The sequence below is a fragment of the Hymenobacter sp. BRD67 genome (genome assembly GCF_013256425.1).
In the GTDB taxonomy this organism is placed as follows: domain Bacteria; phylum Bacteroidota; class Bacteroidia; order Cytophagales; family Hymenobacteraceae; genus Hymenobacter.
Genome location: NZ_CP053904.1, coordinates 4,089,667 through 4,114,909 on the forward strand (window position 1 = coordinate 4,089,667; position 25,243 = coordinate 4,114,909).

Here is a 25,243-nt window from a genome sequence, read left to right on the forward strand (position 1 = left end):
TGCCTTCGGTAACTGCTTAGCCGCCGGGCGGAAATGGATGCGATAAGTCAAAGAAAGGCTCGTCGCTGGGGTCGTCCTGCACCCGCGCCGCAGTCTGCGTGGTTTTGTAAATGCGGATTACCAGTCCAAACGTTTGCTTGAGCTCGGTGCCTGAAGCCGGGTAGTGCTCGTGCAGGCCAAAGCCGATGTGCATTTCCTTGTTGTCATAGGTGCGTGCCGCAAACAGCGGGTCCATGAAGTCGGCAATGTCGAAGCTGTACCCTTCCATAGGTCCGTAGCTGCTGGCAAACATGGCGGGCGTTACCTGCTTGGCAGCCGTCCAGTTCTGCAGCCAGGCCTTCACCAGGTCGTGCGGAATCTGGTCGTTGAAAGGGGGCTGGTCACTGCTGGTCTGGTTATCAGCCAGATAATAAGCCGAAATACGGCCATTCAGGGCATCGGTGGCATAAAGGGCCAGGGTAAAATGACTCTGCTTCAGGTCTGCGTCGGGCTTGAGCAGGAACTGCGCTTTTACACTCCGCGCCCCGACCGTTGACAGCAGCCACACAATAGTTTGGAGCGAAAATTTAACGTAGGTCAGGCGAGCCTGGCCGGTGCGCTGGAATATTTCGGGTAGGTTATGCCCACTGCTGATGGCTTCACTCCAGGCGGCCGAATAAGTATTGAATTCCTGCTGGGTGATGAAAGTGCCGGGTGGCGGGGTTTGCGGGCTCATGGAAAAAAGCTAAAAGGGAACAGGAAAAGAATAGAAAAGCCGCCAGCTACCAGCCGGAAATGTACATAAGCTCCTGCTGGCTTGGTGCTGGCAGGCTAAAAAAGCCCCTACGCATGCTGCATAGGGGCTTTCCATATAGCCTTCTACCAATAAAAGCCGCAGTTTGTAACCACAAAGAGACTACCTGTACGGCGCGTCCTTTAGCGTATAAGTACGCGGTTTTTAAAACAGGTATTTTTACGTGGCTGCTTGCTGCTCTACAGCAGCGTGCCGCGCAGCATCACCAGCGCCACGGTAAAGTAGATAATCAGCCCGGTTACGTCCACGAGCGTAGCTACGAAAGGCGCCGACGACGTGGCCGGGTCCAGGCCCAGCCGCCGCAAAATGAGCGGCAGCATAGACCCCGCAATGCTGCCCACAGCACGATACCTACCAGCGCCACGCCCACGGTGCAGGCCACAATCAGCCAGTGTTCGCCATAGATAGGGGTAATGCTCTGCCAGATGGCGATGCGGCTAAAGCCCACAATACCTAGTATCACGCCCAGCAGCAGGCCCGATACCAGCTCGCGGCGCAGCACCCGCCACCATTCGCCCAGGGTAAACTCGCCCAGCGCCATAGCCCGGATGATAAGCGAGGTAGCCTGCGAGCCCGAGTTGCCGCCCGAGCTGATAATCAAGGGGATGAACTGGACCAGTACAATCGCTTTCTGCAGCTCACCCTCAAAGTACTGCATTGCCGAAGCGGTCAGCAGCTCGCCCAAAAACAACACTACCAGCCAGCCCGCCCGCTTCTGCACCAGGCGCAGCAGCGGAATGGTAAGGTAGGGCTCATCGAGCGCCTCCGAGCCGCCAAATTTCTGAATATCCTCCGTGTCTTCTTCTTCCCGAATATTGAGAATATCGTCCAGCGTTACGATGCCGAGCAGAATGCCCTGGTCGGGGCTCACCACGGGCAGGGCCACGCGGTCGTTGCGCCGGAAAATGTCAATGGCTTCCTCCTGGTCCTGGGCCGCCGTAAGCTGCACGAAGCGGTGGTCCATAATATCGCGCACCCGCGTGGTGGGCGCGGCCAGCAGCACCTCCCGAATGCGAATATCGTCGATGAGCTTGCCGCGCGCATCGGTTACGTAAAGCATGTTCAGCGTCTCGGACTGCCCGCCGTGCTGACGCACAAAGTCGAGCACCTGCTGCACGGTCCAGTTTTCGCGAATGGCAATGTAGTCGGGCGTCATCAGGCGGCCCACCGAGTACTCGGGGTAGCCCAGCAGCTGCAGCGTAACGCGGCGCTCGGGCTCCGAAAGGTTCTGCACCAGCTCGGCCACAAAGTTGGCGGGCAAAAATTCCAGCAGGGCCGTGCGGTCATCCGGCGACATCTCATTGAGAATATCGGTTACCTTATCCTGGGCCAGGTTTTCGAGAAAGTGGCGCTGTACTTCTAAATCAAGATATTCAAATACTTCAGTGGCAAGCCCCAAAGGCAGCAGCCGGAAGATAATGAGCTGCTCCCGTTCTTTCTCATTCTCAATCAGCTCGACCAGCTCGTTGGGCTGAAAGTCGCGTAAAAGCTTTTTCAGCTTAAAAAACTCGCCCTCCTGAATCAGTGTCGTGATGTGGTCCACGGTTTCGGGCGCAGTCATAGGCAGGGCTGAAAAATCGAATAAAAGGGGGCGCGGGTCGTTGTTTCGCTAGGCAAGAGGGGGTGGCAGGGCAAAATTACGCCCGAACCAGCGCTGTGCTGGCAGCCCGACCGGCATTTTTGGCGTACTTCGCTGCTGTATCTGCTTTTGTTTGCTGTTTTGACTCCCGCTGCTCCCTTGCCTGCCTCTGCTACTACGTCCCAGGGCACTATTGTTGTGCTGGGCGGCGGCTACGACGACCCCACGCTGGCTATGCTGGCCGGGCTGCTGCCCGCCCGCACGGCAGCTATCGAAATTCTTACCACCGCTACCGTAGAAAAGCCGGCTCGCACGTACGCGGCCTATGCCCGGGTGCTGGCCGAGCTGGGCTGCCCCCAGGTAGGCCACCTGCAGGTCGACGAAGACCATCCCGCCGATGCGCCGGCTACCCTGGCTCGTCTGCGCGCCGCGGCGCTGGTATTTGTGACGGGCGGCGACCAGGAGCGTCTGACGGAGCTGCTGCTCGGCACCGAGTTTTTAGCGGTGCTGCGCCAGCGCTGCCAGCACGAGGCGGGCTTCATTCTGGCGGGTACCAGCGCGGGCGCCTCCGCGCTGGGTGCGCACATGATTGTAGGTGGCCGGGGCTGGCGTAGTCTGCTAGCGGGCGGCATAGAAGTGATTCCGGCCCTGGACATTCTGCCTGGTTTGCTGATTGACCAGCACTTTGTTGAGCGGGCCCGCTACCCGCGGCTGCTGCACGCCGTGCTGGCCCACCCGCAGCTGCTGGGCCTGGGCCTGAGCGAAGAGACCGGCATAATCTTCCGGCCCGGCCAGCCACCCGAAGTATTTGGTGATGAGGTGGTAGTGTTCGTCGATGGGCGGCATCTAACGGCCACCAACTACCACGGGCGCCCACCGGGCCAGCCCATTAGCGGCCAGGGTTTTCAGGTTAGTCTGCTGGTGGCCGGCGACACTATTGCGCTGCATAGTGGACACTGAAGAGTAAGCCGCTGCCTTGTCGTGGCTGCTCGGCCGCCCTGCCCGCCGGCCCTGACCCCGCCGGGTGAATACATTCGCGCTCGGGTTGCGCGCCGCCCCAGGGCACCAAAAACCAATACTTTTGCGTTGGGCTGCCGGATAAACTTGTATTCCATGTATTTGCTTTTTTCTCGCTTCTGGATGCTGGGCCTGCTGGGCCTGCTCGTGGTGGCCTGCACCCGCAAAACGGTGTCGTTCAACTCGCGGCCCGGCGATGACAGCGTGAGAGCGCTCACCGCACCCGGCGATACCCTCACTACTACCGCCCGCAAGGAGCGCCCAAGCTGAGCATTGCGGGCAAGAAAGCCGTGCTGACCAAAGCCGAAGAGAAAGCGGCCAAGGATGCCGAAAAGGCAACTCAGCGCAAAAAGCCCATCAAGAAGAAAATATTTCTGGGCGAGCGTATCAAGAAAGCGTATGTGAAGTCTGGCCCAAAGGGGCGCAACCAGATTATCGAGATTTTCTACTTTCTCAAAACCTTCAAGCAGCCCGACCCGATGGCGCCGGCGCGCTACTACTACAGCGCCAAAAAGCACCGCATCTTTAAAGCAGTTGGCGAACTAAACCCCGCCACCGACAAAGTGCTGCACGGCCCGTACAAGAAAATGCAGAACAACAAGGTGCTCGAAACCGGCTACTTTGCCAACGGCACCCGCCACCTGCGCTGGGAAAAGTTTGATAGCAAAGGTAACCTGCTGGCCAAAACCCACTACGAGATGGGCTTTCCGCGCGATGCCAACATCAGCTACTACGACGCCGGCAATACCATGCTCAAGGAAGTAGTGCCCTACGTAAATGGCAAGCTGGAAGGCGATTACGTAAAGTATCGCAACGATGGTCAGCGCGAGTGGACCGGCCAGTTTGAGAATGGCCGCCGGGTAGGGGAGTGGACCAATTACTGGGACTACAAGAACTACCGGCACTACGTGTACCAGTACGGGGATTCGGGCTACGAGCCCGAAGTAGAAGAGCCCGAGCTGATTCGGGAATACAGCCACGGGGGCTCCGTTATCTACGACAAGGAAAAAAACATCGATAAGCGCAACGACGCCGACCCCGATGCTACGCCCACCAAGGACCCGCGCCGCCCCGGCAGCCGCGGGGTGCCAGCGCCCCGCCCTCCCGTGCGTAAAACCCAGGACCGCCGCCCCGGCTACCACCCGGCGGCTACTCCGCCGTCCGTATCGCCCACGCCGACCGGTGCGCCTGCCCCAGCCGGCACCACCACGCCCTGATGTGCACCTGGGAAAGCTAGTAGAAAGCGTCCTCGAACAGCTCGATTCGGAAGCCGCTGCGCAGCTGCGTAAGGGCCAGAATGTCGAAGCGAATATCTCCGGGCCAGTTCAGCTCTTCCTGCAAGTGCGTGGCCGCCAGCCGGAATAGCTCTTTCTTGCGCGCCGATACAAAGGTTTCGGGTGAGCCGTACTGTCCGCCCGAACGGGTTTTTACTTCTACAAATACCAGGAGCGCCGCGCCCTGACGTACTATCAGGTCTACTTCGGCCCGGCCATGCCGGTAGCCTTGCGCAACTACTTCGTAGCCGGAACCCCGGTAAAACTCGGCCGCCGCAGCTTCCCCGGCCTGCCCCAGCACCTGCGCAGCAGTCGACATAAGCACTTGATTAGCTATATAGTGAAGGCGTCATGGGCGCGAGTGCAGGTGCTAAGTACGGTCCGGGTTCAATCTGGTGCGTAAGTTAAACTAGTTGGCGCGAAGTAACTTTGCCTTGCTGAATGATGCTTATTCGTCGTTGAATTATGAATATATATTCGGATTGTATAAATACTGCGACAATCAGCTCGCCTCCGCCGGCCGCTGCCCCGCCCAGCCCGGCGCCGGGCGAGCAGCGCCTCATTCGGGTGCAGCGCCTGGGCCTGGTGCCCTACGTGCCCACCTGGGAGCTGCAGGAGCAGCTGCTGGCCGATACTCTCGCCATTAAAGCAGCCAATCGCCAGGCCGAGGCGCGCGGCGAGTTGCTTCAGCCTACGCCAAATCACCTGCTGTTCTGCCAGCATCCGCCCACTTATACGCTGGGTAAAAGCGGCAAGCCCGAGCATCTGCTGCTTGATGAGGCGGCCCTGCTAGCCCACGGAGCCTCGTTTCACCGCATCAACCGGGGGGGCGACATTACCTTTCATGGGCCGGGCCAGCTGGTTGCCTACCCTGTGCTCGACCTCGAAAACTTCCGACCCGATATCCACTGGTATCTGCGGGCGCTGGAAGAAGCCGTAATCCACACGCTGGCAACCTATGGGTTGCGTGCCGGCCGTATTGCCGGGCTCACGGGCGTGTGGCTCGACTGGGAGGCGGGAGCCGCCAACCCGCGCAAAATCTGCGCCATGGGCGTGCGGTGCAGCCGCTGGGTTACGCTCCACGGCCTGGCCCTTAATGTCAACACTGACCTGCGCTACTTCGGCTACATTGTGCCCTGCGGCATTGCCGACAAGGCCGTTACTTCGCTGCAGGCGGAGCTGGGCTATGCCGTGCCGCTGGCAGAGGTGCAGGAGCGCCTGCTGGCCGGATTGTTGCAGCAGTTTGCCGCCGTAGAAGCGCTTTAGTACCTATCCGCCTATCTACTTACTCGTCTTTAGCTTATGAAACAAGATATTCCTTTTGACCCCGTAGAAGGCGTGTCCATTGCCATTGTGCCCGACGATGAGGCCGCCTTTGGTACGGCTGGTGAGCCAACCTGGACGGTCTACCTGCTTAATAACAATAGCTTTGCGCTCGAAAACGTCCTCATCAGCTCGGATGGCTACGGCACCCAGCCCACCGGCGAGGCCGTGCGCACGTCTACCCTGCGCTACCATTTTGCTTCAGTTGGTGCCCATTCAGCTACCCCGGTCGAGCTGATTGACCCCGCTGTATTTCACCTCACCAACCAGTATTGGCTGAGCTATTACCAGGGCAGCCGGATTTTTGATAAGAAATTTGTCTTCGTTCCCGATTCTATCGTGGCAGCTAACCTGAGCCGGCTCGACCTGCTGGCCGGCCGCACCGGGGTGCTGCACGGCTAACTCTATCTCGCTCAGGCGGCTTACGCTGCGCTTTATCCGCTCAATGAATCATTTCAGTATTTACCTGGGGCTGGCCGGCCTGTGGGCCTTGTTGGTTGCCATGTTTGCGGTGCCTTCCATCGTGCACATTGCCCACCTCAAAAACCTGCTCGATACGCCCAATGGCCGTACCGTGCATCAATCCCTGACCCCGCGCCTTGGCGGAGTAGCGGTGTTTGCCGGCTTTATGTCGGCCCTCACCATTTTTGCGCCGCTCGCCAATGGGGTGAAGGAGCTGCTGGCCGGCTGCGTCATTCTCTTCTTTGTTGGCCTGAAAGACGACCTGGTTACCATCTCGGTGGCGAAAAAATTTGTGGGCCAACTCCTGGCTACGGGGGTCGTGATGATAATGGCCGATGTGCGCGTAACCAGCTTTCAGGGTATTCTGGGCATCTATGCGCTACCGGTGGGCGTTAGCTATGCCTTCACCTTCGTCATGATTGTGGGTATCACCAACGCCATCAACCTTATCGATGGCCTTGATGGCCTGGCGGGCACTATTGTGCTCATTCTCAGCGGCACCTTTGGGTACTACTTCTACCGCTACGGTGGCCCGGCCTTTAGCAACTACGCCTTTGTATCGATTTGCCTTATTGGTGGAATGCTGGGCTTTTTGCGGTATAACTTTCATAAGGCCAGTATTTTCATGGGCGATACGGGCTCGCTGGTCTGCGGCTTTATTGTTTCCATTCTGGCCATTCAGTTTATCGAGCTGGGCAGCCATACCGGGCAGCCGTTCGACAATGTAGCGCCGGCTGTCACGTTTGGTGTGCTGTTTGTGCCGCTTTTCGATACCCTGCGCGTCTTTATTCTGCGCATGGCCGCAGGCCGCTCCCCTTTTGCGCCCGATAAAAACCACATCCATCACCGCATCCTGGCAATGGGCTTTTCGCAGATTAGCACGGTGCTTCTGCTTGGATTGCTTAATATAATAGTTATACTATTTGTAATTAATTTTTATACCCTCGGCAACTTGCCGCTTATTGGCATTCTGGTAGCCTTTTCCGTAGCGCTGAGCGTCTTTCTGGGCGTATATCAAAGCCGGGCCGCCCGCCGGCAGGTAGCCTCTACCTGACCGTCTTTTACCGTGGCTGCTGGCTTCTCTATCCGCTGCCGGTACCGTGCCGGCTTGTTACTGATGAGCTTCCTGCTCGTCGGCTACTTCCTGCGGCCCCTGGCGGCCGCCGAGTACCGGCCCTTGCCTCCGGCTGCCCCCACCAGCTTAGCCGCCGATAGCTGGCTGCTCTATGATGCGGCTGGCAACCGGCTCATCCTGTACCTGCCCGGCTACCATGCGCCGGCTCATGCCTACTACCAGTGGCTGCGGCTGTCTCCCCGGCGGCCTTTCCCGCTGTCTTTTGCCGCCGCGCCCGGCCTTAGCCTGTTTCTCGATAACCAGCTGATTTTTATGGCGCCCTCCGCCGGGCGCTATACCATTGATTTGGCGCAGGCGCCGCGAGCCGCCTGGCCCGGCCCGCACCTACTTGCCGTATGGCAGCCCGAAGGTTATCCGGCCCTGGGCACTTTTACGGCCGACCTGGCCCCGCCCGCGGCCGCCCCGGTTGCCGCGCTGGTAGCAGCCCCCGGCCAGGTGCTGCTACGCCTGCCGCTGGTGGCCGGCCAGAATATCCTGGTTTTGCTATTAATGGCCGTGGCGCTGCTCTACGGAATCGTGCGGGCCACGTATCCGGCCGGCCTGGCCAGGCTGCTGCAGGTAGAAGATTTCTTTAGTAGCACGATTGATTCGCAGAGCTTTCTGGTAAGACCAGCCTTTACCTGGCTCAATCTGGGGCTGATTTTTCTCTTTGCGCTTTCCCTCTCGCTGCTCCTTACGGCCCTGCATACCGACCTTACCAGCCTGCCCCTGCTTCAGCAGGTACTCAAGGTACCAGAGTCGGCACTGGCGGCCCGCATCTCACTCTACACCGGCCTGATACTAGCCTTTGTGCTAGGTAAATATGTTCTGGTAGAGCTGCTTAGCTATATTTTTGACCTGCGGGGCCTGGTAACGCTGCACTACCGCGAATTTTTGCGCACAACCCTGCTGCTGGGCCTGCTGGTGCCTTTTGTTCTTCTTCTGTACCTGGCACTGAACGTCCGCTGGCCCGCTATTGTTTGGGTAGCCAATGGCTGCGTGCTGCTCCTGCTCAGCGCAACCGTGCTGCGGGTGGGGCGTACGCTGCACCAGCATACCTCGCTGCTTAATCTTCATTTGTTCGCGTACCTTTGTGCTACCGAAGTACTGCCCCTGGTAGTACTATTGAAAGTCATTGTGTTTACGTATCCTACCTGACCGGCGTCCCGTACTGGCCAGGCCCGCTTTTTTCTATAGTTCTAGCGTTACCTTTTCTTCTTTCTATGGCCGAGAGCGCAGTACAGCCGGGTCTGGACCGGCACGCCCAGCCCATTCGCAGCATTCTGGTTACCCAGCCCAAACCGGCCAACGACGTTTCTCCCTATTCCTTGCTGGCCGAGCGATACGGTATTCGCGTCGATTTTCGGGAGTTTATTGATGTGCAGGGCGTTCCTTACAAAGAGTTTCGTAAGGATAAAGTCAACATCGCTGAGCACACGGCGGTCATCTTTACCAGCCGGAATGCAGTAGACCATTTCTTCCGCATCTGCCAGGAGGCTAAGCTGGAAATGCCGGCTGAAATGAAATATTTCTGTATTTCAGACCAGACGGCCAACTACCTGCAGAAATACATTGTGCTGCGTAAGCGTAAGCTGTTTGTGGGCCTACGCACCGCCGCCGACCTCTTCGAAGTCATTAAAAAGCATAAGGGGGAGAAATTCCTCTACCCCTGCTCCGACATTCGCAAGGACGACCTGCCCGAGTTCATGCGCGCCAACAACCTCAAGTTTACGGAGGCTGTTATCTACCGCACGGTAGCCAGCGATTTATCCGACTTGTCGGACGTGAAGTACGATTGCCTGGCATTTTTTAGTCCTTCCGGCATCAGCTCGCTGTTTGTAAACTTTCCCGACTTTGTGCAGGGCGGTACCCGTATTGCTGCCTTTGGCCCTACTACGGCCAAAGCAGTGCGCGATGCCAACCTTATCCTTGATATTGAGGCTCCTATGCCCAATGCCCCGTCCATGACGGGCGCCATTGAGGCGTACATTCGAAAGCACGCCGTTGAGGCCGGCATAACTGCCGGCACAGACCGGTCGGGTAGCTAGCGCCGGAGGCCGGTTTGGCAAGGAGTGACTGTCCGCCGCGGCCGGTCATTTCTTTTGCCGGAAGGTAGCGTAAGGGGCTAAATTAGTAGTTACATTTGAACGTAGGTTGTTATGCCTGTTGCCCCCTGTATCTCCCTTCCAGCTCCCTTTCTTCGTAGCCCCATGAAAGGATACTTACTTGCTGTGCTGTTAAGCGCAGCGGCTGTGCCCGCCCTGGCTCAGCAACAGCCACAGTTTACGCACTACGGCCTCAATGGCATGTACCTCAATCCGGCTTACGCCGGCATCAAAGGGCAGACGGAAGTAAACGTTATCGGACGCTACCAATACCTCAACTTGGGCAACTCGTTTAACGACGAAAACGGCTCGCCGCGCACGGGCATGGTATCGGCTTCGGTGCCGGTGCTTGCGCTTAACGGCGGCGTGGGCCTGGTAGTGTACTACGACCAGATAGCCGTTACGAAGATGACGAATGCTACGCTTTCCTACTCGCAGCACGTAAAGCTGGGAGCCGGGCAGCTGGGTATTGGCGTGCAGGGAATATTTACGTTTTTAAGCAAGGGCAGCTACCGCCCAAATGACCCGACCGACCCCTTCGTGCCGGAAAGCGGCTCCGACCATAAGTTTGATGCGGGGGCCGGGCTTTGGTATGAGTCGCCCAAATTTTACGCGGGTCTCAGCGCCAATAACCTGTTCCGGCAGACGTATACCCTGCAAAGTGCTATTCGCGATGCCAGCGGTAAAATTATTGGGTACCAAAATACCTCTCAGGTGCTCGGCGAGAATCATGCATACCTGACGGCCGGATACAATATCGAGGCCTCCTCCAGCGTTACGGTGACACCTACGGTATTAGTAAAAGCCGTATTGCCAGGCAACTACGATGCTGCCACCAAGTACGACAACCAGCACAATTACTCCGTGGAAGCGGGGGTGCGGGCTACGCTCAACGACCAGTTCTGGGCTGGTCTTAACTACCGCCAGCAGGAGTCAATATCGGGGCTGCTGGGCTACGCTTTTGGCGCCGATAACCGCTACCGCATCGGCTATGCTTTCGACTTCATCGCCTTCAACCAGGCGGCCCGCGCTTTCAGCTCACACGAAATACTACTTTCGCTTCGTTTGCCCAAAGCCGTGCTCTTTACCCGTCCTGCCATCCGAACCCCGCGCTATAGCTTCTAGTCAGGCTTGTCAGAAGCGATACCGGCTAGCAGCTGGCGGTAATAAGTAGAAAAATTTGGGGTAGTTAAATTGTATTTTAGGGTCGTTAAGCGCCTTTTTCACGTCGCTGAACGAATAACAGCGCGAACGCGTCTGTGCCGTATTGCGCAACCACTTGGAATAACGTAGATTTGCCAGTAATTACACAACTTGCCACAATCGCAGCCTGATTATAAATTAGTTCTTTCTCTCTATTATGAAAAAATTTCTGGTATTACCCCTATTAGCCTTATCGGGGGTATTTCTAGGTGGCTGTTTTACGAAGAACTACCAGGGCGACTTGGTGGGCACTGACGACCGGCCCATCTTTAACCCGCAGGAAGTGCCCTTCGGAATGGTACCCTGCCCAGGTGGAACTTTTCACATGGGCCAGACCGACCAGGATATCTCGGCTTCGATGGTAAACATGAATAAGCAGGTGACTATCGCCGGCTTCTACATGGACGAAACCGAAATCACGAACAATGAATACCGGCAGTTCGTGAATGCTATTATGCAGGACTCGGTAGAAGCGCTAGGTGAGGATTATATCAAAACTGAACTATATCCCGATACTACTGTATGGGTGCGTGACTTTACCTACCATATGGGTGACCCCCTGCTGGAGTACTACTACTCGCACCCTGCCTTCGATGACTATCCGGTAGTAGGTGTTGACTGGTTTGCGGCCCGCTATTTCTGCAACTGGCGCACCAAGTATAAAAATTCTACCAACGAGGAGCGTGGCGACGCGCCGTACCCGAACTTCCGTCTGCCTTCCGAGGCCGAGTGGGAGTACGCGGCCCGTGGTGGCCGCGAAGGGGCTACCTTCCCCTGGGGCGGTCCTTACATTCGCAATACCAAGGGCTGCATGCTAGCCAACTTTAAGCCGGGCCGGGGCGACTATGCTTCCGATGGCTATGCCTATACTTCAGAGGTAGGCTCCTACTTCCCCAACGATTTCGGCCTGTACGATATGGCCGGCAACGTTTCGGAGTGGTGCGATGATGCGTATATGGAAGCCTCAGTGCCGGTGGTGTGGGACCTTAACCCTACCAACCCCGATGATAACGAGCCCCGTAAAGTAGTGCGAGGCGGCTCGTGGAAAGACATTCAGTACTTCCTCGAAACCGGCACTCGTAACTTCGAGTACCAGGATTCGGCTCGCTCTTACATCGGCTTCCGCTGCTCCATGATTCAGATTGGCATGGGTACCAACCGTGGCCTGAACTAATCTTTCTTTTGTAGTCCAAATCATCCTTTCTCCTTCTCTAAAACTGAGCTTACTTAGCTTTAACTCAAAATGGCTGTTAAGAAAAACTTTCTCTACGATGATGTAATGCCGAAAATCTACGGCATTGGTGCAGCAGTTGTAATTGTCGGAGCACTATTTAAGATTGAGCACTGGCAGGGAGCTGACCTAATGCTTATGTTAGGACTCGGTACTGAAGCACTCATCTTCTTCTTAAGCGCCTTCCAGCCGCACCAGGCTGAAACCGACTGGTCGTTGGTATACCCTGAGCTAAGCGAGGGCTACGACCCCTCGACCAACGAGAACGGTTTCCGCAACAAGCAGCTACAGCCCAATGGCCTGACCGGCAAACTGGACGATATGCTGAAGAACGCAAACGTTACGCCCGAGGCGCTTACCAACCTGGGCCAGGGCCTGAACCGCCTCAGCGCTACGACTGCTCAGATGAGCCAGCTCGGCGAGGCTACCAACGCTACCGATGAGTACACCCAGAAGGTGCGCACCGCGGCCCAGTCGCTCGACGGTATCAACAAAGCTTACTCCAACACGGTAGATGCCATTACTTCGCTGGCCAACGCTACCGGCGACGCCAAAGAGTACCACCTGCAAGTGCAGAACGTAACCAAAAACCTGGGCGCGCTGAACGCAGTGTATGAGATGGAGCTTCAGGATGCCAACACCCACCTCAAGTCGATGAACCAGTTCTACGGTACGCTGGGCAAAGCCATGGAGAACATGATGCAGGCTGGCAAAGACACTGAAAGCCTCCAGCACCAGGTAGCCGACCTGACCGGCAACCTGTCGTCGCTCAACCGCGTGTACGGCAATATGCTGAACGCCATGCGGGCTGGTGCCGCTAGCTAAGCGAGCTATAGTATCCTATTCGCTTATTCTACCACAATTACGTAATATCTCTAGCAGATGGCAGGCGGAAAAGAAACACCGCGGCAGAAGATGATTGGCATGATGTATCTCGTGCTGACCGCTCTGCTGGCGCTTCAGGTTAACTCAGCAATTCTGCTGAAATTTAAGTTTATTGATGACAGCTTGCTTGATGTTAACAACAAGTCGAGCGTAGCAGCTGACAATACCGTGAAGGGTATTCAGGCGGCAGTTGAGAAGAACCGTAATCAAGCCAAGGATTTGGCCGTGCTGAAGGAAAGCGAAGAGATTCGTAACCGGAGTAAGGCAATGGTCGACTATCTCCGCAATGTGCGTGAGAAGCTGGTAGTAGCTACGGGCAACCCGCAGGGGGCTACTGATTACAAAGACCCGGATGCCAACAACAAGGTGATGCCGGTTATGATTGGCGGCAAGAAGAACGGGTTGGCATACCCGATGAAGGCTGAGCTGAACAAGTATGCCGACTTTATCCGCACCTATGTGCCCGGCGTTACCCCGTTGGCACTCGATGGTAAAGAAGATACCCGTATTACGTCTTCCAAGGAAACGACCACGCACGACCAGCGCAACAAAGACTTCGCCGAGCTAAACTTTGAAAATACTCCCCTAGTGGCTGCCCTGGCAGTTCTTAGCCAGAAGGAGACCGAAGTATTGAAGTACGAAGCTGATGCTCTGCGGGCACAGGCTGAGAAAGTAGGTGCCAAAACGATAGTATTCGATAAGCTAGGTGCTTTCGCTTCGGCCGAGTCGAACACAGTAGCTGCCGGCACCAAGTACAAGGCTGAGCTTTTCCTGACCGCCTCGGCCAGCAACCTGACGCCGACCATGACCTTGAACGGTAGCCCCCTCCCCTTGGACCCTACCACCAAGCATGGCAAAGTAGAGTTTACGGCCCGCCCCGGCAACTTCGACAAGGATGGCAATGCTAAAGCCTCCTGGAAGGGTACGGTTCGCATCAACCAGAATGGCCGCGATACCACGTTTGCCGTTACTGTGCCTTATACCATTACCAAGCCGGTGATGCAGATTCAGTCGGCTTCGGTGCAGGCGCTGTATTACAAGTGCGGCAATAAGCTGAGTGTGCAGGTACCGGCCCTGGGGCGCAGTATCAGCCTAGCTTCTCGGCTTCGGGGCTTCGGTTATCACGGGTCAGAAAGGTGACGTGACGCTGGTGCCCAACGCTCGCGAGGTAACGCTGAACGTGAGTAGCGGTGGCAACGCCATCGGCTCGCAAACTTTCAAGGTTCGTCCAATTCCGAACCCCACCATCAAGTGCTACACCGGCGGCAGTGAAGCCAACGAAAAGCAGGGAACTGCAGGCACCGCTATTCGGTCGGTAACCCTGCGGGCGATTCCCGACCCTGGCTTTGCCACCTTCCTGCCGGAAGATGCGCGCTACCGGGTATCGCGCTTCCAGGCTGTGCTGGCCCGGGGCAAGCGCCCCGTAATCGGCCCCAAGACCATCAACGGTCCGCAGGGCGATTTCAGCGACATGGTAAACGCCTATAAAGAAGGCGACCGTCTGTTTATCGAGGTTCAGGGCGTGCAGCGCATGAACTTCCAGAACCAGACGGAAGATGTGAACATGACCCGCACGTTCAACATCCCGCTGCAATAAGCTGCAATAAGATAATCAGGTAATTCGTTAGCTTTAAAAATTCTATTATGACCCGCTATTTCAAAGTATTGCCTTTCACCGCTGCGGCCCTGCTGGTCGCGCTGGTGGGCCGGGCGCAGGAGCAGGCCACCTCGACCGCTACGACGGGGCCATCCGGCAGATTCCGGTTTCCGACCAGATGTTCCGCAAAACCATCTGGCGGGCTATCGACCTGCGCGAGAAGCAAAACCGCCCGATGTTTTCGGATGGCAAGGAAATCAGCAAGGTCATCATGGAGGCCGTAAAGCGCGGCGAGCTGCAAGCCTATAAGAATGACTCGGTAACGTCGACGTTCTCGCCCGCCGAGGTAAAAGGCAACATGTCGTATGCGCTGGAAGCTCCCATCAGCCCCGATGCGGATGGCGGCGACTGGGGTACCCCGGCAGCCAAGGGCAAAGGTGCTAAGAAAGCAGCTGCCCCGGCCAATGATGGCTGGGGAGCCCCGGTAGCCTCTTCTACGCCGGCTTCTACCACTAAAAAGGTAAAGGTGCTGGATAGCAAAGGCAAGCCAGTGAAGAAGAACGGCAAGTACGTGTACAAAACCGTAAAAACTTCGACCGTAGCGGCTGCTCCGCCGCCCCCGCCGCCCGCTACCACCGCTGAGTATCGCTACAAGGACCTCTACCAGATGGAGCTGACCGAGGAGATGATATTCGATAAAAAGCGCTCGCGGATGTACCACCAGATTAAGACGGTGTCGCTGAAGCTGCCTTCTACGCTGCCCGGCAACGCGGCTGGCTTGGAGAAAAACATCGCTACGTTTAAGTATTCCGACCTCGTTAAGGTATTTCGTAACAATCCGCAGAGCGCCATCTGGTTCAACTCGCAAAACGATGCGCAGCACAAGAACCTGGCCGATGCGTTTGAGCTGTGGCTGTTCAACTCGTACATCGTAAAAGTATCGAATCCTTCGGGCGACGACCTGGCTACGCAGTACGGCAGCGAGCGTGAAGGCTTGCTGGCATCTCAGCAGACGGCTGCCGACCTCGTAGAGTACGAGTACAGCCTGTGGAGCTTCTAAAATCTTAGCCTGCGCTGATTATTCCCAAGAATGCTACAAAAAAGGCTCGTGCTATCAGCACGGGCCTTTTTTGTGTTCGGGTTTTTATTGTTCAGTAAGCGGGGTAAGCTTTTCCGATTGCTCAAAGTAGTTGAGCAACACCTTTGCCTTGGCTTTACCGACTTCGGCTACCAGTTCGGCTTCGGTCAACTCTTTGATTTTCTTAACTGATTTGAATTTGCTGAGCAGCTTATCGGCCGTAACGGGGCCGAGGCCTTTGACGTCGGTCAGCTCCGTTTTGAGCGTGGCCGCGTCGCGGGTGGCGCGGTGGAAGGTGATGCCGAAGCGGTGCACTTCGTCGCGCATGCGCTGGAATAGGCGCAGACTCTCGCTCTTTTTATCGATATAGAGCGGTAACGGGTCGTTGGGAACGTAAATTTCTTCGAGGCGCTTGGCGATGCCGATAACCGGGATTTGCCCCCACAGATTGAGGTCTTTCAAGGCCTTCACAGCCATGCTCAGCTGGCCCTTGCCGCCGTCTACTATCACGAGCTGAGGCAGGCTGGCCCCTTCATCAACCAGGCGGCGGTAGCGGCGCGTAATGACTTCGTACATGGTATCGAAGTCGTTGGGACCCACAACCGTTTTAACGTGGTAGTGGCGGTAGTCTTTCTTGCTGGGCCGGGCATTGCGGAAGCATACCATGGCCGACACCGGGTTGTCGCCCTGAAAGTTAGAGTTGTCGAAGCACTCGATGTGTTTGGGCAGCTCCGTCAGGCGCAGGTCTTTTTTGATTTGCTCCATAATGCGCACCTCGTTCACATCCTTACTCTTCTCGTTCATGCTTTCCTTCTCCTTGCGGAGATATAGCACATTCTTAATGCTTAGCTCCAGCAGCTTGCGCTTGTCACCTATCTGGGGCTGTGCTACGGCTACGCCGGGCAGCGGCAGCTCGCCAACGGGCACATTGGTAAGAATTTCCTTGGCCTCACTCTCGTATTCCTGGCGCAGCTGCATGATGAGCGGGGCCAGGATTTCGGCATCTGTCTCGTCGAGCTTCTTGGTCAGTTCCAGGTTTTGGGTCAGAATGATACTGCCATTCATCACCTTGAAATAGTTGACGAATGCCGCCTTCTCATTGGAGGCGATGCTAAAGACGTCGATATTGGTGAGGGAAGCGTTGACAATGGTGCTTTTGGCCTGAAACTCGTCAAGCTTGTCGAGCTTCTGCTTAAACTGATGCGCCAGCTCATACTGCATTTCCTGGGCCGCGGCGGCCATCTTCTCGCGGAAGTACTGCTTGGGCAGGCGAAGGTCTCCGTTGAGAATCTGGCGTATCTGATTTATATATAAATTATAAGCTATTTCGTCTTCCTTCGCCTCACAGGGCCCTTTGCAGTTGCCGATATGGTATTCGAGGCACACCTTAAACTTACCGGCCGCCACGTTTTCGGGGCTTAGGTTGTAGGTACAGGTGCGCAGCGGGTACAGCGCCCGGATAAGCTCGAGCAGCACGTTGAGGCCGCCTTGGTTGGCGTAGGGACCGAAGTACTGGCCGTCGCCGGGCTGCTTATTGCGCGTAGGAAGGAGGCGCGGGAAGCGCTCGTTGGTTAGCAGCAGGTAAGGGTACGTTTTGCCATCCTTGAGCAGGATATTGTACTTGGGCTGGTGCTGCTTGATGAGGTTGTTCTCCAGCAAAAACGCATCCGACTCGGAGTTAACTATCGTAAATTCAATGCGCTTGATATTCTTGACGAGCTGCTGGGTTTTCTTGTTATGGTCCTGCTTGGTGAAGTAGCTGCTCACGCGCTTGCGCAGGTCTACGGCCTTGCCCACGTAAATAATCCCCTCGTCGTCGTAGTAGCGGTACACGCCGGGCTGGTGCGGCAGGTGATTGATTTGTTCTTGCAGTTCGGGTTTGGCTGCCATAGTCGGGCGGGTTGGGCGGGAGGTTGCCGCAGGGGTACGCAGTGAAAACGCGGAGGTACGTGAAGGAGTTATCCTAACAGAAATGGCCGACGAAAAGCGCCGGCCATTTCTATAATCTGGTAGCTAGCCCCGGCTAAATGTCCTTCTTGTCGAGTGGGTCAAGGACGGGAGGGGCCAGTTTCTGGTCGCTCGGGATGGTATCGCGCTGGCCACCGTAGTATTTGGAGCAGTCCAGCTCAATAGTGAGCGGGGCGGCGGGCTGCGGGAAGGGCCCCCGGTCTACATCGAGCGACTTATCGGCGTACACTTTCTTCATAAAAATGCCGTAGAGCGGCAGCGCCAGGCGGGCGCCCTGGCCGTAGGCCCCGGTGCGGAAGTGAATGCTGCGGTCTTCGCCGCCCACCCACATGCCGCACACCAGATTGGGCGTGATGCCCATAAACCAGGCATCAGAATAGTTGGAGGTGGTGCCCGTTTTGGCCCCCATCTGGTACGGAAAGTTGAAGCCCGTGTGCAGGATGGTGCTGGTGCCGCCGGGCTCGGTCGTGCTGGCTTGCAGCATATTGGTCATCACGTAGGCCGTTTCCTCGCTCAGGGCTTCCTTGGTAGGAGCCACGAAGCGGCGCAGCTCGTTGCCGTTCTTGTCCTCTATACGCGTCACCATGATGGGGCCGGTCCAGACGCCTTTGTTGACAAACGTACCGTAAGCCCCGCACAGCTCGTAGATGCTGCAATCGGAAGCCCCGAAGCCCACGGCCGGCACCGCGTCGATGGGCGACGTAATACCCAGGCGCTTGGCGTAGGCCACCACCGTTTCGGGGCCGAGCTTGTACACCAGCCAGGCGGTGATGGAGTTCATGGAGCGCGCCAGCGCCTGACGCAACGTAAAGGTGCGGCCCGAGTAGCCGCCCTCAAAGTTTTTGGGCGTGTAGGGCGGGCGGCCGGCCGCGCCGGGGAAAGTAGTAGCTACGTCGGGCCGGGGGAAGCACGGCGAGTAGCCCTGGTCGATGGCCGCCGTGTACACGATGGGCTTGAAGGTGGAGCCGGGCTGGCGCTTGCCCTGTCGCACGTGGTCAAACTTAAAGAACTTGTAGTTGGGGCCACCCACCCAGGCCTTGACGTAGCCATTAAGCGGGTTTACGGCCATAAAGCCTGCTTGCAGGTAGCGCTTGTAGTAGGCCAGCGAATCCATCGGCGACAGCAGCATATCCTTCTCGCCCTGCCAGCTGAATACCGTCATGTGGTACTTGTGGTTGAGGTAGTAGTTGACCGAGTCCTTGTTGCCGTCGTAGCGCTCCATGAGCGATTTGTAGCGCTGGGTGCGGCGCATGGCCGTTTCGAGAAAATGCGGAATTACCTGGCCGTTCTCGTCGCGCCAGGGCAGCTGGCCCTGCCAGTGCGCCGAAAACCACTTTTGCTGCAGCGCCAGGTGCTCGGCCACGGCCTTCTCGGCGTAGGTCTGCATGCGTGAGTCAAGGGTGGTATAGATTTTCAGGCCATCGGCGTACAGGTCGTGGTCGGTTTCCTTGGCCCAGGCCTGCAGGTACTTGGCTACTTCGGTGCGGAAGTAAGGAGCCAGGCCCTGCACTGCGCTTTCGACACTGTAGTGCAGCTTGATGGCCTTGGCCGTATCCTGCATCATCTCGGCGGCCGTGAGGTAGTTGGCCTTTACCATCTGCTGAAGCACCCAGTTGCGGCGGCGCTTGGAGCGCACCGGGTGCAGCGCCGGGCTAAAGCGCGAGGGCGCATTAACGATGCCCACCAGCGTAGCCGCTTCCGGCGTGGTAAGCTCCTTGGGTCGCTTGTTGAAAAACGTTTTGGCGGCGGTGTTGATGCCGAAGGCATTGGAGCCGTAATCAACGGTGTTGAGGTACATCCGGATTATTTCGCGCTTCGTGTAGTTGCGCTCCAGGCGGATGGCCAGCAGCCATTCCTTGGTTTTGGTGATGAGCAGCCCCAGCTTGCCGGGCCCATTAAGGGTGCCATTGTTGAGGTTGCTTTCCTCACCAGGGCGCGTTTTAAACAGCACCTTGGCTACCTGCTGGCTAAGGGTAGAGCCTCCCCCGCTGCGGCCCAGCCCCGCCACGGCTCGCATAATGCTCTTAAAATCGATACCCGAATGCTGCTCGAAGCGCACGTCCTCGGTGGCGATGAGCGCGTCGATAACATTCTGGGGTAGGTCTTTATACTCAACGGGCGTACGATTTTCGCGGAAGTACTTGCCCAGCAGCACGCCATCGGCCGAGTATATCTCCGATGCCAGCTCGCTTTTGGGGTTTTCGAGCGTGCGCAGGTTGGGCATGCGCCCAAACAGGTTCATGAAGTTGATGCTGACTGCCCCTACATAGAGCAGCGCGCCCAACACACCTCCGGCAAACAGCACCCACATCGTGCGTATAAACGCCTGAAAGCGCCCCTTACGGGCCGGCGGCGGTGAACCCCGGCGAACTGGAGGGGTAGGACGAGCCGGGGAAGGGTAAGATGTAGGCATTTTGTTGAGTTGGGCAGGCGGAATAATGAAGGTAAAGCAACCCGGAAGCACGTAGCATGTCCTGGTTCTTCCTGCTTGATTCCTTATTCGTCCTATTGGTAAACTTTCTGGTAAAACTGCTGGTAGCCGGCCAGGTCGCCACCGGCCTCCTGCAGCAGCGTCAGGTTAGTCAGGCTAATGACAATGGCCTGGTAGCCCTGCCCCGCAGGCGCGACAGCGGTGATTGCGGCCCCCGCAGCTTGGTGGCGTAGCTCTGGGCCACTTTGGAGCCCGGCAAAGACCGGACCACTACCATCTCCTGGTCGGTACCCAGGGGTTGGGCCGGCAGCACCGTGAGGTTGTTGGCCCGGAAAAACTTGCCATTGTACGCGGTAAGCTGCGCGGCCAGGTCGGCGGTGGGTGCACTGCCCTTGGGGTACACCAGCACTATCGCATGAGCCGCGCTGAGCTGAGTGGCATACGCCACGGCGGGCGCTGCCACCGGTGCCGCTGGTGCTGGTGTAGGTGCTACTGGTGGTGCGGTAGCTGGCTGCCCCGGCGCTGCGGCCGGTTGAGTAGGGGCTGGCGCGGGTTTCAGCCCCGGCGCTTCTTTAGCGTTGGGTGTACTGGTTAATGCGGCTTTAACAGGTAAGTCTTTATCGGGATTAGCAGCCGGAGTGGCCAACTGCAGAGCGGAGGCTTTTAAAGGCGTTGGCGGAGTAACCGGAACAGCCTCGGCCGGTGCTGGCGCAGCGGGCGACTCATCCTCGCCGTACAGAATACGCATCCGGTTTTCAACCTCCCCCGGCCTGAACTGGGAGATAACCGGCTTCTCGGTCGAGGCCAGCGCTCCGGTCAGCTGCCCGGCCTCTGCTTTCTGAAACGCGCCCGCCAGGGCCTGGGCCTGGGGCACCAGCTTGCTATCGGGATAATCCTTGGCGAATTGGGCCACCGAAGCCCGCACCGCCGCCGGCGGCTGCGTCCGGATAGCCAGCAGCAGCTTCAGGTAAGCCACGTGGTCGGTCAGGTCACTCTTCGGATACTGCTGCTCGAGCCGGGCAACGGCGGCTTTCGCCCTGGTAAAATACTGGTCCTTATAGAGCGAGAAGGCCGAGTCCAGGCGCGTCGCCACGGCATTGTGCAGGGCGCGCTCGTGCTCGCGGTACAGCGGGTCAGCGATAAGCTTCGCGTATGTTGAATTGGGAAACTCGCGCTGCAGGGCAGCGGCGTACTGCGCAGCCTTAACCGGGTCGGGCAGGTCTTTGTAATAGAGATAGAGCAGGTAGTCGGCATCGGGCGCGTGCTCGCCGCGCGGGTAGCGGGCTACTTCACCGGCGTAGGTTTCGTAGCCGCGCTGCTTTTCCTTCAGTAGCTCCTTATAGATACCACCCAGCTCATACATAGCCCCTTCTATCTGCTTGTCGGAAGCCTGTAGCATGGCCGGGGTGCTCGGAATACTTTGCCGATACTTAGCTACAAGCGCGCTCTGCTCGGCCTGCGGGTCAACAACAGGCTTGGCAGCCGGGGCGCTGCCCGTCGCGCCGCCGTTTACGCGCGTCTGGTCATTGCCGGTGAGGCTCACCGGAGTGCCGCCATTCTGTGGAGTATTGGGCGAGTTACTCGGCGTGTTGGTGGTACGCCAGTTGTCTTGCAGCTTGCGGTCGCCCCAGCTGCGAATAAAGTCGCCCCGGGCCGTTCCCAGGGTGCTGGGGTTATCGAAATACCACTGGGCGCCCGTAGCCGCCGTAGCGGTGGGGTCAAACGCGTTGGGGTTGCTGATGTCGCGCTGGCTGCCGCTCAGGGCGCTGGGCGAGGAGGTAATGCGGCTGGCATCGGCCTGTTGCTTCTGAGCCAGGGCTTTCTGGGCCGCCAGCGCCTTCGCCTCGGCTTTGCGGCGGGCTTCCAGCTCGGCGGCAGCGTAGGTATTCAGGCGCTGGTCGAGGTCGGCGGCAGGCAGCTTAGCCAGCGCCTGCAGGCTGTCCTGCGTTTCAATAATGGTGTACTGCTTGGCAAATTCTTTTAAAATACCTGCCCGTTCTTCCGTGGCTGCATATAACGGGTTAGTTTTAGGCATTACCTGCACCGTGCTGTCGTAGTAGGCAGCAGCCAAGCGATACTTCTGCAGGTTTTCGTAATAGATACGCCCGGCCAGCAGATAAGTATAGCCTTTTTGCGATTTACTGGGCGAAGGCACCTTGGCCGCCGTGCGCAGCAAGGCCAGCGCATCGCCGTACTTCTGCTGCCGATAAGCCAGCCGGGCCATCTCGTAATAAATCTTGTCGCGGTATTCCTTGTTCTTGGGGTCTTTCAGCAGCTGCGCAAAGTATTTATCGAGCCGCTCCTTGCTTTGCTTGTCGAGGTCAGAAACCTGGCCCAGCAGCAGCTTGGCCTGAAAATCGAGCTCGTAGGGCGGGTTATGCTTCAGAATGTTGTTGAGCTGTGCCGTGGCTTCCTTATTCTGACCCTGTGCCTGGTAGAGCTGCGCCAGTATAAAGCGCGTGCGTGAGCGCTCATTCTTGGCCGGAATGAAAGGCACGGTCCGCTCCAGCTGTGCGATGGCCTGCCGGGGCTCATCGCTTTGCAAATAATAATCGGCACGGGCCAAAAACAGCTCGCGCGCATCCTTAGGCAGGCCTACTTCCTTGTCGAGCAGGTCCGATACCGCTTTGGCATTGTCGAGCTGTTTGGTTATCAAGAAGGTGCGCATCAACCCAATCAGGGCCTCGTGCTTGGCAAACGGGTCGTGGCTGGTGCTGTTGACGTACTTAAACGTCAGGGCAGCATCGTCAAACTCCATTTTATAAAACCGCGCCCAGCCCACGAGCAGGTAAGCATCATCGGTCCAGTCGGAGCCGGCGCGGTGCTGAATAGGCAGTGAGGCCTTTTTAATAATATCGTTGAGGTCGGGCCGGGTGGCCCGCACCGTCGTGCTGTCGAGGGTAGGGTAGAGGGGCAGTACCCGGTTGTAGTCGTCGCCGCGGCCTTTATACAGGGTAGCCTCGGTGGCCCACAGCTTTTCGCGCGCCAGAAAGAAGCCGTTATCACGAGCCGCCACGTTATTGAGCGCATGGCTCACGAGCGACTTATCCGAGGCGCAGGCTGCCACGCCCAAGCCCAGCAAGGCCAGCAGCCAAAACCGATAGTATTTCAAGGAAATAGCGATTTTCAACGTTAAAAGCTGGTCGGGTAGGTAAGTCGCAACGCCCGGCACCGGCCAAAATGTTCGGCGCCGTAGGTGCTAACGGCCGGCAACCCGTAAAATTACGCCTAACCCACCCGAAACATTCATCTAACCCTTAGCATTCCGATGCCTGCCCGCCTATGAGTTCTCTGCCACCCACCCCGAAACCGACGAATCGGCCCGTAATAGTTCTGCCCTGGCCAAATATTCCGGCATTGCCGTGCAGATGGTAGCCATTATCGGCCTTAGCACCTGGGCCGGCGTATGGCTCGACGGCCATTTTCAGACAAAAACTCCGTGGTATACTATTGGGCTCACCCTCAGTGGTATATTCCTGGCGCTGTTCCAGGTTATTCGCTCCGCAACCCAGCCTGACTAGTACCCTTGGGAGTGAAGAAAGCGTGGATATTGGCCCGTCTGTGCCGACCTTTGTCCTCCGGCTTCGGCTGGTTGATTTATGAGCACTCGTTTTCTAACCCATTTTGGTGCTTTTACCCTGGCCAGCTTCGCCGTGCTGTTTGGTCTGCGGGCAGGGTTTAGCGCGGCGGTTATTCATCCGCTGGCGCCCTACGTGCTGGGCGTGTTGCTAGCCCTTACCCTACTTACTTATTGGTTTACGGCGCGCGCTACCCGTCGCTCGCCCGACAATTTTCTGGCGGCTTATTTCGGCGGGGTAGGCCTGCGCCTGGTGCTCGGAATCGGGATGGTACTAGCCTATTTTTATAGGGGTGGAATCAACGACGACCACGGCTTGCTGACCTTCCTCGGAGCCTTCTTTACAGGCTATTTTCTGTGTGCCGGGTTTGAAATATGGGCTATTTTTAGTAACTTGCGCCCGTTTTCAGCGAAGCAACTCCCGAAAAGCGAATAATTTACCTTCGGGTCCGGATTTTACTCAATATTAATGAAGCGGTTACTCACTCTCTTTCTTTGCTTGTGCACGTTCGCCGGCTTCGCGGCCGAACCTACCGAAACGGGCAAAAAGGGGGATGCCTTCAACCCCGGCGAAGTTATTTTGCACCACGTGGCCGACTCGCACGAGTGGCATTGGTTCAGCACCGATAACGGTAATTTTGTCAGCTATTTTCCTGTCATTGCTTATCAACCAAGTAAGGGACTATCGGTATTCTCCTCGGAGAAAGTAGCTGAAGGCAAAACCTACGGGAACTTCAAGCTGGAAGAAGAAAAGCTGATTACCCTCGATGGCAGCAAGGTCTACGACTTCTCCATCACTAAAAACGTGGCTGCCCTGGCCGTAAGCAGCCTGCTCCTGCTCCTGGTATTTACGTCGGTAGCCAGGTCCTACCGGCAGCGGGTTGGCCAGGCCCCGGCGGGTCTGCAAGGCTTTCTGGAGCCGTTTGTGATTTTCATCCGCGATGAGGTAGCCAAAAAAAGCATCGGCCCCAAATACGAGCGCTACATGCCCTACCTGCTCACGGTGTTTTTCTTTATCTGGTTTAATAACCTGCTGGGCCTCACGCCCGGTGCCGCCAACCTCACCGGCAACATTGCCGTGACCATGATGCTGGCCGTGCTGACGCTGATTGTCACCCTGTTCAGCAGCAACAAATACTACTGGGAGCATATATTCTGGACGCCGGGTGTGCCGCTGCCGCTGCGTCTTATCATGATTCCGGTCGAGCTGATTGGAGTGATTACCAAACCTTTCTCGCTCATGGTGCGTCTGTTTGCCAACATCACGGCCGGCCACATCATTATTCTGAGTTTCATCAGCCTCATTTTCATTTTCCGCTCGGCGCTTACCGGCTTCCTGTCGGTTCCCTTCGGTCTATTTATCAGTGTGCTGGAGCTATTGGTATCGGTACTGCAAGCCTATATCTTCACCCTGCTTACCGCTATGTACATCGGCGGAGCGCTGGAGGAGCACCACCATGATGAAAGCCACGGGCACGATGAAAATTTTGGTGCCGCCGATGAGCGTGACGGTGGCTCTAACATTGCTCACCTCACCAGGCCCGACGTAGCGGCCCACTAAGTTAGCCGGGCTGCCTGCTGGCGGGCGGCCGGGTCGTATTTCCTC

General features: G+C 57.2%; 22 protein-coding genes and 1 pseudogene. 17 read left to right on the forward strand and 6 right to left on the reverse strand.

From position 1 onward, the window contains the following. Nucleotides 1-16 precede the first annotated feature (16 nt). Entirely contained in the window at nucleotides 17-715 is a 699-nt protein-coding gene (locus GKZ67_RS19130; RefSeq protein ID WP_173245649.1) for a hypothetical protein, read from the reverse strand. 257 nt (nucleotides 716-972) lie between these two features. After that, nucleotides 973-2,354: pseudogene (gene mgtE, locus GKZ67_RS19135) on the reverse strand (magnesium transporter). Between the two features lie 177 nt (nucleotides 2,355-2,531). On the opposite strand from mgtE, the gene GKZ67_RS19140 reads away from it, so the two are divergent. The 3 genes from GKZ67_RS19140 to GKZ67_RS19150 all read left to right on the forward strand — a co-directional run bounded on the left by GKZ67_RS19140 (nucleotide 2,532) and on the right by GKZ67_RS19150 (nucleotide 4,606). Next, nucleotides 2,532-3,332 (forward strand): cyanophycinase, encoded by an 801-nt coding sequence (locus tag GKZ67_RS19140; protein WP_173245652.1) that lies wholly within the window; start codon nucleotides 2,532-2,534, stop codon nucleotides 3,330-3,332. A gap of 153 nt (nucleotides 3,333-3,485) precedes the next feature. Next, nucleotides 3,486-3,659 (forward strand): hypothetical protein, encoded by a 174-nt coding sequence (locus GKZ67_RS19145; RefSeq protein ID WP_173245656.1) that lies wholly within the window; start codon nucleotides 3,486-3,488, stop codon nucleotides 3,657-3,659. Between the two features lie 20 nt (nucleotides 3,660-3,679). After that, entirely contained in the window at nucleotides 3,680-4,606 is a 927-nt protein-coding gene (locus GKZ67_RS19150) for a toxin-antitoxin system YwqK family antitoxin (RefSeq protein WP_173245658.1), read from the forward strand. A gap of 16 nt (nucleotides 4,607-4,622) precedes the next feature. Here the strand turns inward: GKZ67_RS19150 and GKZ67_RS19155 are convergent, their stop codons facing one another. Further along, the gene (locus GKZ67_RS19155) at nucleotides 4,623-4,982 is read right to left on the reverse strand and encodes a YraN family protein (RefSeq protein WP_173245663.1); all 360 of its coding nucleotides are present in this window, start codon (nucleotides 4,980-4,982) and stop codon (nucleotides 4,623-4,625) included. Between the two features lie 143 nt (nucleotides 4,983-5,125). Here GKZ67_RS19155 and lipB point away from each other — a divergent pair, with 143 nt between their 5' ends. The 11 genes from lipB to gldN all read left to right on the forward strand — a co-directional run bounded on the left by lipB (nucleotide 5,126) and on the right by gldN (nucleotide 15,643). Further along, entirely contained in the window at nucleotides 5,126-5,929 is an 804-nt protein-coding gene (gene lipB / locus GKZ67_RS19160) for a lipoyl(octanoyl) transferase LipB (RefSeq protein ID WP_410505091.1), read from the forward strand. 36 nt (nucleotides 5,930-5,965) lie between these two features. Then, nucleotides 5,966-6,388, forward strand: a complete 423-nt coding sequence (locus GKZ67_RS19165) for a hypothetical protein (protein WP_173245668.1) — start codon at nucleotides 5,966-5,968, stop codon at nucleotides 6,386-6,388. Nucleotides 6,389-6,431: 43 nt separating this feature from the next. Further along, a complete protein-coding gene (locus tag GKZ67_RS19170) occupies nucleotides 6,432-7,502 on the forward strand; it encodes an MraY family glycosyltransferase (RefSeq protein ID WP_254244944.1) in 1,071 nt (356 codons plus the stop codon). Between the two features lie 63 nt (nucleotides 7,503-7,565). Then, nucleotides 7,566-8,720: a DUF4271 domain-containing protein gene (locus tag GKZ67_RS19175; protein ID WP_173245671.1), complete on the forward strand. Its 1,155-nt coding sequence runs from the start codon at nucleotides 7,566-7,568 to the stop codon at nucleotides 8,718-8,720. A gap of 65 nt (nucleotides 8,721-8,785) precedes the next feature. Next, nucleotides 8,786-9,610, forward strand: coding sequence for a uroporphyrinogen-III synthase (locus tag GKZ67_RS19180; RefSeq protein WP_151086950.1), 825 nt, complete (start codon nucleotides 8,786-8,788; stop codon nucleotides 9,608-9,610). 183 nt (nucleotides 9,611-9,793) lie between these two features. Further along, entirely contained in the window at nucleotides 9,794-10,792 is a 999-nt protein-coding gene (locus GKZ67_RS19185) for a PorP/SprF family type IX secretion system membrane protein (RefSeq protein ID WP_254244945.1), read from the forward strand. Between the two features lie 235 nt (nucleotides 10,793-11,027). Further along, nucleotides 11,028-12,044, forward strand: coding sequence for an SUMF1/EgtB/PvdO family nonheme iron enzyme (locus GKZ67_RS19190; protein ID WP_173245678.1), 1,017 nt, complete (start codon nucleotides 11,028-11,030; stop codon nucleotides 12,042-12,044). A gap of 69 nt (nucleotides 12,045-12,113) precedes the next feature. Then, entirely contained in the window at nucleotides 12,114-12,926 is an 813-nt protein-coding gene (gene gldL, locus GKZ67_RS19195) for a gliding motility protein GldL (protein ID WP_173245681.1), read from the forward strand. Nucleotides 12,927-12,983: 57 nt separating this feature from the next. Beyond that, nucleotides 12,984-14,126, forward strand: a complete 1,143-nt coding sequence (gldM, locus tag GKZ67_RS19200; RefSeq protein ID WP_254244946.1) for a gliding motility protein GldM — start codon at nucleotides 12,984-12,986, stop codon at nucleotides 14,124-14,126. Between the two features lie 10 nt (nucleotides 14,127-14,136). After that, nucleotides 14,137-14,583 carry a GldM family protein gene (locus GKZ67_RS23930; protein WP_254244947.1) on the forward strand — a complete coding sequence of 149 codons (447 nt, stop codon included), beginning with the start codon at nucleotides 14,137-14,139 and terminating at the stop codon, nucleotides 14,581-14,583. 178 nt (nucleotides 14,584-14,761) lie between these two features. Then, entirely contained in the window at nucleotides 14,762-15,643 is an 882-nt protein-coding gene (gldN, locus tag GKZ67_RS19205; RefSeq protein WP_173245684.1) for a gliding motility protein GldN, read from the forward strand. A gap of 84 nt (nucleotides 15,644-15,727) precedes the next feature. Here the strand turns inward: gldN and uvrC are convergent, their stop codons facing one another. The 3 genes from uvrC to GKZ67_RS19220 all read right to left on the reverse strand — a co-directional run bounded on the left by uvrC (nucleotide 15,728) and on the right by GKZ67_RS19220 (nucleotide 23,190). Further along, nucleotides 15,728-17,551: an excinuclease ABC subunit UvrC gene (gene uvrC, locus GKZ67_RS19210; protein WP_173245686.1), complete on the reverse strand. Its 1,824-nt coding sequence runs from the start codon at nucleotides 17,549-17,551 to the stop codon at nucleotides 15,728-15,730. A gap of 133 nt (nucleotides 17,552-17,684) precedes the next feature. Then, entirely contained in the window at nucleotides 17,685-20,042 is a 2,358-nt protein-coding gene (locus GKZ67_RS19215) for a transglycosylase domain-containing protein (RefSeq protein ID WP_254244948.1), read from the reverse strand. Between the two features lie 169 nt (nucleotides 20,043-20,211). Continuing rightward, nucleotides 20,212-23,190 (reverse strand): hypothetical protein, encoded by a 2,979-nt coding sequence (locus GKZ67_RS19220; protein WP_173245689.1) that lies wholly within the window; start codon nucleotides 23,188-23,190, stop codon nucleotides 20,212-20,214. A gap of 238 nt (nucleotides 23,191-23,428) precedes the next feature. On the opposite strand from GKZ67_RS19220, the gene GKZ67_RS19225 reads away from it, so the two are divergent. From GKZ67_RS19225 to atpB, 3 genes are all read left to right on the forward strand, one after another. Further along, nucleotides 23,429-23,581 carry an AtpZ/AtpI family protein gene (locus GKZ67_RS19225; protein WP_173245692.1) on the forward strand — a complete coding sequence of 51 codons (153 nt, stop codon included), beginning with the start codon at nucleotides 23,429-23,431 and terminating at the stop codon, nucleotides 23,579-23,581. Nucleotides 23,582-23,659: 78 nt separating this feature from the next. Further along, nucleotides 23,660-24,073: a hypothetical protein gene (locus tag GKZ67_RS19230; protein ID WP_173245695.1), complete on the forward strand. Its 414-nt coding sequence runs from the start codon at nucleotides 23,660-23,662 to the stop codon at nucleotides 24,071-24,073. Between the two features lie 63 nt (nucleotides 24,074-24,136). Beyond that, complete coding sequence (gene atpB / locus GKZ67_RS19235) at nucleotides 24,137-25,198, forward strand: F0F1 ATP synthase subunit A (RefSeq protein WP_254244949.1); 1,062 nt, start codon at nucleotides 24,137-24,139, stop codon at nucleotides 25,196-25,198. Nucleotides 25,199-25,243: the final 45 nt, after the last annotated feature.

Coding starts and splice junctions, on each gene's coding strand:
- GKZ67_RS19130 (WP_173245649.1), bottom strand. CDS start 715: ATGAGCCCGCAAACCCCGCCACCCGGCACTTTCATCACCCAGCAGGAA.
- GKZ67_RS19145 (WP_173245656.1), top strand. CDS start 3,486: ATGTATTTGCTTTTTTCTCGCTTCTGGATGCTGGGCCTGCTGGGCCTG.
- GKZ67_RS19155 (WP_173245663.1), bottom strand. CDS start 4,982: ATGTCGACTGCTGCGCAGGTGCTGGGGCAGGCCGGGGAAGCTGCGGCG.
- GKZ67_RS19165 (WP_173245668.1), top strand. CDS start 5,966: ATGAAACAAGATATTCCTTTTGACCCCGTAGAAGGCGTGTCCATTGCC.
- GKZ67_RS19170 (WP_254244944.1), top strand. CDS start 6,432: ATGAATCATTTCAGTATTTACCTGGGGCTGGCCGGCCTGTGGGCCTTG.
- GKZ67_RS19175 (WP_173245671.1), top strand. CDS start 7,566: ATGAGCTTCCTGCTCGTCGGCTACTTCCTGCGGCCCCTGGCGGCCGCC.
- GKZ67_RS19180 (WP_151086950.1), top strand. CDS start 8,786: ATGGCCGAGAGCGCAGTACAGCCGGGTCTGGACCGGCACGCCCAGCCC.
- GKZ67_RS19190 (WP_173245678.1), top strand. CDS start 11,028: ATGAAAAAATTTCTGGTATTACCCCTATTAGCCTTATCGGGGGTATTT.
- gldL (WP_173245681.1), top strand. CDS start 12,114: ATGGCTGTTAAGAAAAACTTTCTCTACGATGATGTAATGCCGAAAATC.
- gldM (WP_254244946.1), top strand. CDS start 12,984: ATGGCAGGCGGAAAAGAAACACCGCGGCAGAAGATGATTGGCATGATG.
- gldN (WP_173245684.1), top strand. CDS start 14,762: ATGTTCCGCAAAACCATCTGGCGGGCTATCGACCTGCGCGAGAAGCAA.
- uvrC (WP_173245686.1), bottom strand. CDS start 17,551: ATGGCAGCCAAACCCGAACTGCAAGAACAAATCAATCACCTGCCGCAC.
- GKZ67_RS19215 (WP_254244948.1), bottom strand. CDS start 20,042: ATGCCTACATCTTACCCTTCCCCGGCTCGTCCTACCCCTCCAGTTCGC.
- GKZ67_RS19225 (WP_173245692.1), top strand. CDS start 23,429: ATGGTAGCCATTATCGGCCTTAGCACCTGGGCCGGCGTATGGCTCGAC.
- GKZ67_RS19230 (WP_173245695.1), top strand. CDS start 23,660: ATGAGCACTCGTTTTCTAACCCATTTTGGTGCTTTTACCCTGGCCAGC.